The organism is Acinetobacter stercoris (assembly GCF_900323515.1).
GTDB classification, from domain to species: domain Bacteria; phylum Pseudomonadota; class Gammaproteobacteria; order Pseudomonadales; family Moraxellaceae; genus Acinetobacter; species Acinetobacter stercoris.
Window position 1 is genome coordinate 1 of sequence record NZ_OOGT01000122.1, and the last position, 11,757, is coordinate 11,757.

Below are 11,757 nucleotides of genomic sequence, written 5' to 3' on the forward strand. Positions count from 1 at the left end.
ATATTTTACTTAACATTATGTAGCTTCTAATCTGATTTCGAGAAATTTAAAAATAATTTTAAGAATATGGCAGGAGCTCATCATGGTTAGTCTAANTGTAATCAATCAACTTGAAATTGAAAACAATATTCCAGATCGACATGGACAAAATTTTTTTACTCAAGACCCTACTTTTAAAAAACTACTCAATGTTTATTTACCGAAAGATTTATATAGTTACTTATTACCCCATTTTGAAAAATTAGGGGCCGATGTTGGCTCTTATCTGGATGATTTAGCCTCTATTGCAGATAAAAATCCACCAACTCTGCAATATCGTAATCGTCAAGGATTTGACGAACAAAAAATTGCTAAACATCCTGCTTATATTGAATTAGAAAAAAAAGCTTATATTGACCTGAGTCTGGCCAGTATGACTCATAAAAAAGGAGCCTTGGGCTGGCCCGATGTAATGCCACCAATGGCAAAATATGCTCTCACTTATCTATTTGTACAGGCAGAATTTGGACTGTGCTGTCCTGTCAGCATGACTGACTCACTTACTCATACTATGTGTAAATATGCACCACAGGATATCATTGACAAATATTTCCCCAATCTGACTACATCTGATTTTGATGCTTTAACTCAAGGCGCAATGTTTATGACCGAACAGGGTGCTGGTTCAGATGTATCCCGAATTACAACCACAGCTTATAAAAAGAATGGGGAATGGTTTTTAACAGGCGATAAATGGTTTTGTTCAAATCCTGATGCCGGCTTGGCGATGGTTCTGGCACATGTCGATGGCGCCCCTGAGGGAATGAAAGGCTTAGGTTTATTTTTAATGCCTAAAATTCTGGATAATGGTCAGCATAACCATTATAAAATTCTGCGTCTGAAAGATAAATTAGGCACACGATCAATGGCAAGCGGTGAAATTTCACTACAAAATGCAAAAGCCTATTTATTAGGTGATATAGGTCGTGGATTCCAGCAAATGGCAGATATGATCAATTTATCCCGCCTTTCAAATGGTGTTCGTGCAGCAGGACTCATGCGCCGGGCAGTAGATGAAGCACTGTATATTTCTAAAAACCGCAAAGCATTTGGCAAAGCATTGGAGGATTTACCACTTCAACGTAAACAACTTTCAAAAATGCTTTTAGCAAGTGAACAAGCCCGAACTATGGTCTTGCACACTGCACTATTATTACATAAATCAAAACAGGAGGATGAGCAGGCGGGCAAATGTGTACGAATTTTGACCCCACTCATCAAATTCCGTGCTTGTCGTGATGCCCGAAAAGTTGCAGGTGATGCAATGGAAGTCCGTGGCGGATGTGGTTATATCGAAGAGTGGTCTGACCCCCGTATTTTACGTGATGCACATTTAGGTTCGATTTGGGAAGGTACGAGTAATATCGTGGCACTTGATGTTATTCGTTCAATAGAACGTGCAGATGCCCTGTCCTACCTTAAACCGTATTTAATCAACCTGCTCAACAATGAAAATATCCCTTTTCAGGTACGTGAATTATTAATACAAAAATTACATGATGTTGAAGAGCTTATCCAGAACATTATCACCGATAAAAATGAATCAGATACACGTAAAGCAGCATCTGCTTTGTATCATATTACTACAGCCATTATGATGGCCTGGGAAGCAGTACAGACTGAGAACAATTGGCAACGTTTGGCACTTGCACAGCTAATTGTGAAATTTAAATTAAGTCCTATAAATCCTCTGTCACGTGATTATGACTCATCCTTAAATGATCTATTTGAACGACTAATTCAACAAAAAGAAATTAGTCAGAATCAAGCAATGTCTATCGTGATTTAAAGGAGATTCAAGGATGAATACAGGTGCATTACAAGGAATTAAAGTCATTGATCTGAGTCGTGTTCTAGGTGGTCCATTTTCCGCTCAGGTGCTTGCAGATCATGGCGCTGAGGTAATTAAAGTTGAGCCTCCTCAAAAAGATGAAACCCGCTTTTGGGGACCTCCTTTTAAAAATGACAGTGCAGCTTATTTTTCTGGACTAAACCGAAACAAACAAGGCATTTCAGTCGATCTAACACAAGCTGAAGGTCAACAGATTCTACTTAAATTACTTTCAGATGCGGATATTTTGATTGAGAATTTCAAAATTGGAACTCTAGAAAAATGGGGGCTGGGATTTGACGATTTTTTATCGAAAAAATTTCCTAAGCTTATCCATTGTCGTGTGAGTGGATTTGGTACAGATGGTCCTTTGGGTGCTCTACCTGGCTATGACTCGGTAATTCAGGCTATTTCAGGAATCATGAGTGTCAATGGAGAACCAGGAGGTGAACCGCTTCGTGTCGGTTTACCTGTTGTGGATATGGTTACAGGACTCAATGCCGTCATTGGAATCTTACTTGCACTACAAGCACGGCATGCTACAGGTAAAGGGCAATTTGTTGAAGCAGCCTTATTTGATACAGGTGTATCTTTACTTCACCCACATATTCCAAACTTTTTATGGTCGGGAAAAGTTCCTCAACGTACAGGCAATGCACACCCCAACATTAGTCCATACGATGCCTACAAGACAAAAACCAGTCCAGTTTATATTGCAGCAGGCAATAACAACCAGTTTGAAAAGCTATGCAATAAATTGAATTTAAAAAGTTTAGTCATCGACCCACGTTTTGATACAAATGCAAATCGTTGCCATAACCGAACCGAGTTGAAGCAAATTCTAGAAAAAAAACTGTCCGAATTCGATGGCGAACTTTTAGCTTCAGAATTAATTCATCTCGGTGTTCCTTGTGGCCCAATTTTAAATGTTGATCAAATTATTCAGCATCCACATACCCAACATCGTGAAATGATAGTTACGATCGGGAATGAATATCAGGGTATTGGCTCGCCAATTAAATTGAGCAAAACACCTCCAAGTTACCGAATAGTGCCGCCAGCTTTTGCTCAAGATACACTACATGTTTTAAAAAATAATGGATTTAGCCTTGCACAAATCGAACTCCTTATCGAAAAAGGCATCATTCATCAACATGAAAACAGTGTGATAGTGACAACCGAATAATGTTTTAAATTTCAAAACCATGAAATTGTCTATTTAGCTAAAAATGAATCAAAGAAATGAAAAGCAGGCGACAAAATGTCTGATTAAAATACGTTTAAAGATAATTTGATTATCTGTATTAACAAGGACTGTTTTCTGCTCTGATATAAGGACATACACAATGGAAAATGTGAATATTGCAGAACAAACCAAAGCTGCGAAAAAAGCGGGTGTTGCTTCTTTCGTTGGAACAACAATTGAATGGTATGACTTTTATGCATATAGCACGGCAGCTGCCCTAGTCTTTGGAAAAATCTTTTTTCCATCCATAGATTCTGCGACAGGTACTCTTGCTGCCTTTGCAACTTTCTGGATTGGTTTTTTAGCACGTCCTTTGGGTGGAATTATCTTTGGACATCTGGGGGACAGAATCGGGCGTAAAAAAACCCTGATTGTAACCCTCATGTTGATGGGTGTCTGTACAACAGCAATTGGCCTGTTACCAACATATAACTCCATAGGCATTACAGCACCTATACTCTTGGTTTTACTTAGATTAATCCAAGGTATTGCCATGGGTGGCGAATGGGGAGGAGCTGTTGTACTCTCCGCTGAACATGCACCAAAAGGAAAAGAATTACTTTATTCCGCATTTGCACAACAGGGTTCACCTGTTGGCAATCTACTCGCTACATTTGTCTTTTTCATGTTTTCATTTCTGCCAGATGAACAATTCCTGTCATGGGGATGGCGTATTCCATTTCTATTCTCAGCACTTTTAGTCCTAACAGGATTATGGATTCGCTTAGGTGTTGAAGAATCACCTGTAATGCAACAACTTAAAGAAAATAAAACCTTAGTTAAAGTCCCTCTAACAGAAGTGCTCAAGAAATATAAAATGATGGTATTTCTGGGCATGTGTGCTTGTATTATCGGACTTTCGGCGACTTATTTTAAAACAACATTTGCACTCTCATGGGCAGTTAATGACATCGGCTTTAGTCGCTCTGATTTTTTGGGAATTGTCACAATTGCACTTATTACTCAAGTTATATTTCAACCTTTTGGTGCAATCATTGCCTCTAAAATTAACTTGAAAAAAGCGATTATTTTTATCCTATTACCTGAGATCATTTTACTACCCTTTGCCTTTTTGATGATTGCAACCAAATCATATTTACTCGCCGCAATAGGCATGGCTGTAGCGACTATTCCCCATTCCATGTATTACTCATTTTTAGGTGGGATACTGGTCAAGGCTTTTCCAGCCAATGTCAGATATACAGGGATTTCTTTAAGTTATCAGCTATGCGGAATGATTTTTGCCGGCTCTACCCCGATTATTGCCCAGACCTTGTTAAACCAGACAGGCTCTATTATTTCCGTAATTATTCTCGCTGTTATCCACGTGATTATCAGCATGGTCGCTGCAGTATATCTAATTTCGAAATATGAAGCAGCGACTCGTACCTTTGCAGCAACAAAACCGATGATTGATCATGTATAGGTATCAAAAATGAATAAAGAAAGAGTTTTAATCACAGGAGGTGGTTCAGGTATTGGCGCTGCTATCGCTGCATCATGTCATGAAAAAGGTTTTGAAACGATTATCCTCGATCAGCAAAATGCCGATATTCTGGTTGATTTATCTGATGAGAATGCAACTCAAACTGCGTTAGATAAAGTCTTATCTCAGGGTGCAATTACCCGATTAGTCAATAATGTTGGTATGGTTTGCCCTGCTCCTATTACAGAGCAAACTTTAGAACAATTTGACCGAGTCATGGCACTCAATACCCGTTGCGCTCTGCAATGTATACAAGCAGTGATTCCATGTATGAAGTCTGTTGGATTTGGGCGCATCATAAACATTTCTTCACGTGCTGCCTTAGGCAAGTCATTTCGCATAGCTTATGCCTCAAGTAAAGCTGCGTTGGTGGGTATGACCCGAGTCGCTGCACTCGAACTTGGCGAATTTGGTATAACCGTCAATGCTATTGGACCTGGTCCGATTGAGACTGAATTATTTAAACAGGCAAATCCTGTTGACTTACCAATGACTCAACAAATCTTAAATAGCATACCAGTCAAAAAGTTTGGTCAGCCTAATGATATTGCTCATGCATGTGATTTCTTTCTGGATGAAAAATCAAGCTTTGTTACTGGGCAAATTTTATATGTATGTGGTGGGATGACCATTGGTGTAAACGGCATTTAAGCCAATTTATATGTAATATTAAGTAGCCATCCTGTTTATAGATAGAAAAATATGATGGCTTTCAAACCAGCAAGCTAAAATTAAAAATAAATATTTTTCAAATAATTATTTTTAAAACTGCAATTTCAACATAATGTGAAAAATATTGAAATTTTACCATTTGTCTGAAATGTAGGTTTAAGTCAATTTGGCGAATGTTTTGGCAATATACAAATGTGCAGTATCTGTCACTATAAGATAGTTTTGTATACTTGCAATAGGTGAGCCTTATGACAATCGCTCAAGTGACGTCAGAAAAAACATATCTAAATCGTCCTAAAGCTATTGGTATAACAGTCCGTAAACCAAGCTTTAACCCCAAAGCGATCCGCAGACATTTTTTTGCGAATTCGCCTGTAATGTCACATTTACTTACAGCCTTATCTTCCACTTTCCCAATTGGTGAACAATTTTTCGTGCATAGCGTGCGAAATGTGCGTGATCAAGTAAAAAATGAAAAACTGCAAGCCCAGATTGCAGCATTTATTGGTCAGGAAGCAATGCATTCCAAAGCGCATGCCGAATTTAATGATGCTTGGCGTCGTGATGATTATCAACTTGATAGTTTTCAGGCATGGTTAGCACGTCAAGATAAATTTATACGTTCGACACATCCTAAATTACAACTTGCAGTGACTTGTGCTTTTGAACATTTTACTGCATTGCTGGGAGGATATATTTTACGTCATCCCGAAGTACTCAGTACATTGGATGATGATGCGATTAAACTGTGGGTTTGGCATGCTATCGAAGAAATTGAACACCGTGCTGTAGCATTCAATGTTTATCAGGAAGTCTTTGCAGATGATAAAGTGCGTCGTCGTGTGATGCGAAATGTTACTACTGGCTTCGCAAGTTTGACATTCTATTCAGCAAGCCGATTATTTATGCAAGACTGGCGTAAAAGCCTGCCTAAAGTTTCAGGAAATATATATGGATTTTATCTGATTGCCAAAATGCTGGTTTCTCTTCTTCCAGAATATTTATCTTATTACAAAGCAGACTTCCATCCTTCTGAAATTGATTACTCAAAACTGGTCGGTTACTGGAAAGAACGTTTAGCAGATGAATACGGCATGGAAAGCTTCCAAGACGAAGTTCATCCTCCTTTATATAGTTGATCCTTTTAATCAAAAAGCCCCTGCTATTTATCACGGGGGCTTTTGAAAGTATGTTGCCCGACACGATACCGCTCACGGACGAGCAATTCAAAACCTTTCTTGAAAAAGCCGTGGCGAATGACCATGACCGCCATATGCTTGCCAGCATCACGGAGCAGAACGCCACTACAGCCACGCCAGAGGGCGGCGCAGGGTGCGAGCGGGACGAGGAAGCAGCGCAAGGGCACATTTATATATCACACTCCGTTGGCAAGTGGTATCGTGTGGCGGTTTGCACCTATCGGTGCAAACTAAAGAGCAGGGGAATAAATCCCCCGCTGCCCCCTTGTATAACGTATACGCTCAAATTTCACGCTGGTTTTATGATACCCGCTTCAAACAATGTTTCAAAGGTATTCACAGCCCCGCCATGCTCGACAATCTTTCCATCAACAAACCTATCAATATCAACCCCGGTCATGCGCAACTTTCTCCCTGTCGGTTTCATGCCTAACCATTCGCCAAGATGAGTACCCACCATAACAAATTCTGAAATTACGGTATCACCATCAACAAATTGACGAATTACTTTCATTGTCAAGTCGGGATAGGTTTTCCGCACATCAATCAAATGTTGTTTCATGCCCTCAATACCTATTGGGACAATATTTTCACCAACACGGACAACACAGTTATCCGAAACGTATTCAGGCACTTCATCGATCAAATTATTGGAAGTGATATGTTCATAAAAATATTTTGCTATTTCTTGATTATTCACAACAATCCACCCTGTGCCCTTGCCTTAATTGTAGTAAGCACAGGGCGTTTTTTCAATCTCAATCGAAAGGAGCGCGACGTGTGGGCTGAAATCTGTAATCGTGCAGGAGTAACATGGTCACACCGAGCGCATAGACCACCGCAGCTATGAGCGACAGGGCATCGACCAAATTCCCACCGTCTATTTAGGCGCGGTGGCTTCACAGATGGAGAAGCGCAGCATCCGCACCGAGCCACCCACCCTCGCCGACGTGATTGAGGGCATCCTCACGCGCCAGCAGCAAGCGGGGAAAGCGACCATCCACAATCTGGAAACGGCAGCGCAATGCTTGAACTTCCTCACCGAAAACGGCATAAAAGATATGGCGGGACTTGATGGAAAATTCAAACCTATGATTGGTGAGCAGAAAGACATACGGGAAGACCTTAAACCCATTGAGTGGCGCTTACCCACGCTCAATAATCATTCTTCTATCTGCAACAATTGCCCATTTAAAATCATGATTTAACTCAAATGAATATAGTTAACTACTCCAAATAGACATAACCAGAATATTACTTATGCAAAAATTATCAACTTGCTCAAAGATGTTATCAAAAGTTTAATTTTCAGATCCAGCAAGAAATTATTCCTTACTCTACCTGTTTATATGCCAAAGGCGATATCATGCAACATGACTTAGACGGCTGATAGTCCAGATTAAAAAATGCCTAAATATTTGATCAGTGCCTGCCTTGCAGGAGAAAATGTTCGATATGATGCTCGAAATTGCTTACATGAAAAATTGAAAGCACTTGTTGAAAATGATCAGGCAATCATCGCCTGCCCTGAAATGCTTGGTGGCTTAGCTACTCCTCGTCCTGCTGCCGAGATTGTAGGAGGATCAGCATTAGACGTTTTCGATGGACAGGCTAAAATTCTGGATTCTTCCGGAACAAATGTAACTGAGGCTTTTTTAATAGGTGCATATAAAACTCTGGAAATTGCACAGAAAAACCAGATTACCCATGTCATCTTAAAAGAGAATAGCCCATCCTGTGGTCGCCATTTCATCTATGACGGGACATTTCAAGGACATAAAAAACAAGGAATGGGTTTAACTGCCATGTTACTCACACAACATGGCTTTACAGTCATGTCCGAGAATGAGTTTTTACAACACATCTTATAAATAAAACCATAGCTCAGACTCATGATCCTTTGATATCTTCTCTACTCTTGTTCTATCTTATCGGCTTTTGCAGCCCAATATGTTGCCAAAGCTGGTCCAGAAATATTATGCCAAAGGCTAAATATCGCACTAGGTACAGCAGTAACTGGAGATGCTGCGAAATGAATTGCAGCAAGTGTTACACCCAATCCTGAATTCTGCATTCCAACTTCAATTGCAACGGCTTTACTATCAAAATAAGATAAATTGAAGAAACGACTTGCCCAAAAGCCGAGTAAAAATCCTAAACCATTATGCAAAATCACCACGCCTAAAATCAGCAAGCCTGACTGCATGATCGAAGCTTTACTGGCAGCAATAATTGCAGCCACAATAACCACAATACCAATCACCGACATAAGGGGCATGATCTGAATATATTGTTCAGTTTTTTCTTTAAAGAATGTACGTAAAAATACACCTAAAATAATCGGAAAAATCACAACCTTTAGAATATCAATAAACATTGAACCTGCATCAATTGGAATCCATTGACTTGCCAGAACATAAAAAATCGCAGGAGTCAAAACAGGTGCTAAAAATGTTGAAACTGACGTACAGGCAACGGACAAGGCTGTATTCCCCTTTGCCATATAAGTAATCACATTAGATGCTGTTCCACCAGGACAACATCCGACTAAAATCACACCAACCGCAATTTCTGCTGGTAGATAAAAAATTTTACACAGAAAATAGGCAACACTCGGCATTACTACAAAATGTGCAACAACTCCAATCACAACAGCCTTAGGATGAGCAAGAACACTCTTAAAATCATCCACAGTCATGGTCATTCCCATGCCAAGCATAATAATACCAAGTACCCACGGGATATATGCTTTCATCCATATAAAAGCATCAGGTATAAATAATGCTATGACCGCAAACAATATGACCCAAAGAGCAAAAGTTTTTTGGACAAATTGACTAAAGCGCAAGAATGCCGTCATGCTTCACACCTTATAAAATTTTTAAAATCTTTATATTTAAAGTCAATGTATTAAACATCCACATAGATAACTCTAAACAAAGCCATTTATGCCGATGCCAGTAAAAAAACTTCACGACTATAAATACGTTTTACTCCATTTGCCAACATTTCCTGCCACGCATGCTGTAAAGATCCATGTAAATCAATCCCTTTTACTGCATCAGAAATGACAAAAGTTTCAAAACCAAGTTTTGCGGCATCAATAGCTGTCCATGCCACACAAAAATCTGTAGCAATACCAACGATATAAACCTGAGTGATTCCCCGTTCTTTTAAATAACCTGCCAGACCTGTTGATGTTTTATGATCTGCCTCCATAAATGCAGAATAGCTATCAATATGCTGGTGACAACCTTTACGGATAATTAATTGAGCCTTGGGAACATTCAAATCAGGGTGTAATTCTGCATCTCGGGTTCCTTGTACACAGTGTTTTGGCCAAAGCACCTGAGTCCCATAATCAAGCTGGATCGTATCAAAAGCCTTTTTATTTTTATGATTTTCAGCAAAAGAAATATGGTTTTCAGGATGCCAATCCTGAGTAAGAACAACATGTTGAAAAGCGTCCGAAAGTTGATTGATCAATGGAATGATTTCATCTGCATGCGCAACAGCCAGATTTCCCCCAGGTGTAAAACCATTTTGTACATCCACAATAATCAAAGCACTTTGTTTCGCCTGGAACATTTCCCTTCTCCATAGTCTTTTAACTTTTTATCAGCACTATCTTAAACAGGAAAGGATTAAACGAGCAAATTTCTAGTCAGACACTGTATAAAATTATTTTTAGAACACAAAAAAATGCCTAACAGCTAGGCATTCTTAATCCAAACTTTTCTGGTTTATTATGCTGTTTCTAAACGGCGGGTTAATAAAATCATAATGATCGCCGAGATTACAATACATGGAATTGCAGCTGAAATTACACCAGTCGCTCCACTTCCTACAGCCAGTAGCTGTCCAGCAATTGCAGGTCCCATCATAGCTCCAATACGACCTACCGCAGAAGCTGCACCAACCCCTTGCCCACGTAAATGTGTAGGGTAAACAAAACTTCCGAAAGCATATAAGACACCTTGTCCACCGATGGTAAATGTTCCCATAATTGCTGCTGCAACAAACATGAAATTAAGTGTTGTTGCGCTATTCAAGCTGAATAAACCAATCAGAATACCAAGATACATTAAAACGATCACATAGGCTTTCTTCCAACGGTCAATCAGCATACCCAAAACTACGGTACCAATTGTTGCACCTATCTGGAAAAATACCATTGCCATGCTACCATCTTTTCGGCTAAAACCTAGCTCCATAAACAGGGATGGCAACCAGCTCAACATGATGTAAACCACCATCAAAGTAAAAAAATAGCTTACCCACAACAAAAGAGTTCGTGATGCGAACTCACGGCTAAACAAGTCTTTAAATGATAAAGGCTTTTGATCCGAGCTTTTTACAGCTTGTTGTGCTTTTAAAAATTCACGTGATTCTGGTAAAAATTTAAACATCAGAGGTACAACGATAAGTGGAACTAATCCTCCAACATAGAAGATAGTTTTCCAGTTTCCACTCACATCATATGCTGCCAGCAGAGACACTAAAATTGCACCTATAGGCATACCACAATACATTAACCCAACGGCACGACCTCTATTTGCTGGTGAAGTTGACTCAGAAGCAAGTGCGATGAGGTTTGGCATTGCTGCTCCCAGTCCGGCACCAGCTAAAAAGCGAACTAAAAGCAGTGTATAAAAACTATTTACCCAGACCGTACAAAGGGTAAAAATAGCAAAAACACTTACAGACCAGATCAAAACTTTTTTACGACCAATACGGTCAGCATAACGACCACCAACAAGAGCTCCAGGCAGTAAACCTAAAATTCCTGCACTAAAAAAAAGCCCTAATTCGGATGCGCTTAATCCAAAATATGTTTTTATTCCCGAAGCTGCAACACCTGCTGCCTGAATATCAATACCTTCAATAACGGCAATAAGAAAGCAAATCAGCACAGTTATTGTTGAATGTTTTTTATCTGTTTGTGTGAAAGAACGATCCATTTCTGCAAATCCCTGTTAAATAGATGCTGTCGTTGAATTGAACATCATCTAGTACTCAGGCGGCTGAAATAACTATCAATAAGTTTTAGAAAAATGAAGATCTTAAAAGAACAGTATGCTCAAAAATTAATAATTTTTTTTATCAAGATAGGCTTAAAATCAATAAATCACATAAAATTCCGATTGAAACACTCAACTTTTTTTCATATTTGGCTATTTTTTCTCATCCTGTAAGAAACTCCATTTAATCTTGATATATAAAAAAACAATTAAAAAACATGATTTTTATTTCATTTTTTTCTGTTTTAGACTGTATCTATAAT

General features: G+C 39.1%; 11 protein-coding genes and 1 pseudogene. 8 read left to right on the plus strand and 4 right to left on the minus strand.

What is annotated here, in order from left to right:
* Nucleotides 1–82: 82 nt before the first annotated feature.
* From KPC_RS12540 to KPC_RS12560, 5 genes are all read left to right on the plus strand, one after another.
* Nucleotides 83–1,828: an acyl-CoA dehydrogenase family protein gene (locus KPC_RS12540; RefSeq protein ID WP_121974700.1), complete on the plus strand. Its 1,746-nt coding sequence runs from the start codon at nucleotides 83–85 to the stop codon at nucleotides 1,826–1,828.
* A 13-nt stretch (nucleotides 1,829–1,841) separates the two neighbouring features.
* Nucleotides 1,842–3,056, plus strand: a complete 1,215-nt coding sequence (locus tag KPC_RS12545; protein WP_121974701.1) for a CaiB/BaiF CoA transferase family protein — start codon at nucleotides 1,842–1,844, stop codon at nucleotides 3,054–3,056.
* A gap of 160 nt (nucleotides 3,057–3,216) precedes the next feature.
* Nucleotides 3,217–4,542: an MFS transporter gene (locus tag KPC_RS12550; RefSeq protein ID WP_121974702.1), complete on the plus strand. Its 1,326-nt coding sequence runs from the start codon at nucleotides 3,217–3,219 to the stop codon at nucleotides 4,540–4,542.
* Between the two features lie 9 nt (nucleotides 4,543–4,551).
* Nucleotides 4,552–5,253: an SDR family oxidoreductase gene (locus tag KPC_RS12555; protein WP_121974703.1), complete on the plus strand. Its 702-nt coding sequence runs from the start codon at nucleotides 4,552–4,554 to the stop codon at nucleotides 5,251–5,253.
* Nucleotides 5,254–5,522: 269 nt separating this feature from the next.
* Entirely contained in the window at nucleotides 5,523–6,413 is an 891-nt protein-coding gene (locus KPC_RS12560) for a metal-dependent hydrolase (RefSeq protein WP_121974704.1), read from the plus strand.
* A gap of 349 nt (nucleotides 6,414–6,762) precedes the next feature.
* Here the strand turns inward: KPC_RS12560 and KPC_RS12565 are convergent, their stop codons facing one another.
* Nucleotides 6,763–7,173 carry an ester cyclase gene (locus KPC_RS12565; RefSeq protein ID WP_121974705.1) on the minus strand — a complete coding sequence of 137 codons (411 nt, stop codon included), beginning with the start codon at nucleotides 7,171–7,173 and terminating at the stop codon, nucleotides 6,763–6,765.
* 127 nt (nucleotides 7,174–7,300) lie between these two features.
* Here KPC_RS12565 and KPC_RS20905 point away from each other — a divergent pair.
* The 3 genes and pseudogenes from KPC_RS20905 to KPC_RS12575 all read left to right on the plus strand — a co-directional run.
* Nucleotides 7,301–7,378: pseudogene (locus KPC_RS20905) on the plus strand (MobA/MobL family protein); the annotation flags it as partial.
* On the plus strand, nucleotides 7,379–7,681 hold the full coding sequence (locus KPC_RS12570) for a hypothetical protein (protein ID WP_265735828.1): 303 nt from the start codon (nucleotides 7,379–7,381) through the stop codon (nucleotides 7,679–7,681).
* A 198-nt stretch (nucleotides 7,682–7,879) separates the two neighbouring features.
* Nucleotides 7,880–8,344 carry a DUF523 domain-containing protein gene (locus KPC_RS12575; protein WP_121974707.1) on the plus strand — a complete coding sequence of 155 codons (465 nt, stop codon included), beginning with the start codon at nucleotides 7,880–7,882 and terminating at the stop codon, nucleotides 8,342–8,344.
* Nucleotides 8,345–8,385: 41 nt separating this feature from the next.
* On the opposite strand, the gene KPC_RS12580 is transcribed toward KPC_RS12575, so the two are convergent.
* The 3 genes from KPC_RS12580 to mhpT all read right to left on the minus strand — a co-directional run bounded on the left by KPC_RS12580 (nucleotide 8,386) and on the right by mhpT (nucleotide 11,434).
* Entirely contained in the window at nucleotides 8,386–9,333 is a 948-nt protein-coding gene (locus KPC_RS12580) for a bile acid:sodium symporter family protein (RefSeq protein ID WP_121974708.1), read from the minus strand.
* 86 nt (nucleotides 9,334–9,419) lie between these two features.
* The gene (gene pncA, locus KPC_RS12585; RefSeq protein ID WP_121974709.1) at nucleotides 9,420–10,061 is read right to left on the minus strand and encodes a bifunctional nicotinamidase/pyrazinamidase; all 642 of its coding nucleotides are present in this window, start codon (nucleotides 10,059–10,061) and stop codon (nucleotides 9,420–9,422) included.
* 158 nt (nucleotides 10,062–10,219) lie between these two features.
* Nucleotides 10,220–11,434 carry a 3-(3-hydroxy-phenyl)propionate transporter MhpT gene (mhpT, locus tag KPC_RS12590; RefSeq protein WP_121974710.1) on the minus strand — a complete coding sequence of 405 codons (1,215 nt, stop codon included), beginning with the start codon at nucleotides 11,432–11,434 and terminating at the stop codon, nucleotides 10,220–10,222.
* Nucleotides 11,435–11,757: the final 323 nt, after the last annotated feature.

Bases quoted from the DNA above. Each gene is read 5' to 3' on its own strand.
- KPC_RS12545 (WP_121974701.1), top strand. From the start codon at position 1,842: ATGAATACAGGTGCATTACAAGGAATTAAAGTCATTGATCTGAGTCGT.
- KPC_RS12550 (WP_121974702.1), top strand. From the start codon at position 3,217: ATGGAAAATGTGAATATTGCAGAACAAACCAAAGCTGCGAAAAAAGCG.
- KPC_RS12555 (WP_121974703.1), top strand. From the start codon at position 4,552: ATGAATAAAGAAAGAGTTTTAATCACAGGAGGTGGTTCAGGTATTGGC.
- KPC_RS12560 (WP_121974704.1), top strand. From the start codon at position 5,523: ATGACAATCGCTCAAGTGACGTCAGAAAAAACATATCTAAATCGTCCT.
- KPC_RS12570 (WP_265735828.1), top strand. From the start codon at position 7,379: ATGGAGAAGCGCAGCATCCGCACCGAGCCACCCACCCTCGCCGACGTG.
- KPC_RS12575 (WP_121974707.1), top strand. From the start codon at position 7,880: ATGCCTAAATATTTGATCAGTGCCTGCCTTGCAGGAGAAAATGTTCGA.
- KPC_RS12580 (WP_121974708.1), bottom strand. From the start codon at position 9,333: ATGACGGCATTCTTGCGCTTTAGTCAATTTGTCCAAAAAACTTTTGCT.
- pncA (WP_121974709.1), bottom strand. From the start codon at position 10,061: ATGTTCCAGGCGAAACAAAGTGCTTTGATTATTGTGGATGTACAAAAT.
- mhpT (WP_121974710.1), bottom strand. From the start codon at position 11,434: ATGGATCGTTCTTTCACACAAACAGATAAAAAACATTCAACAATAACT.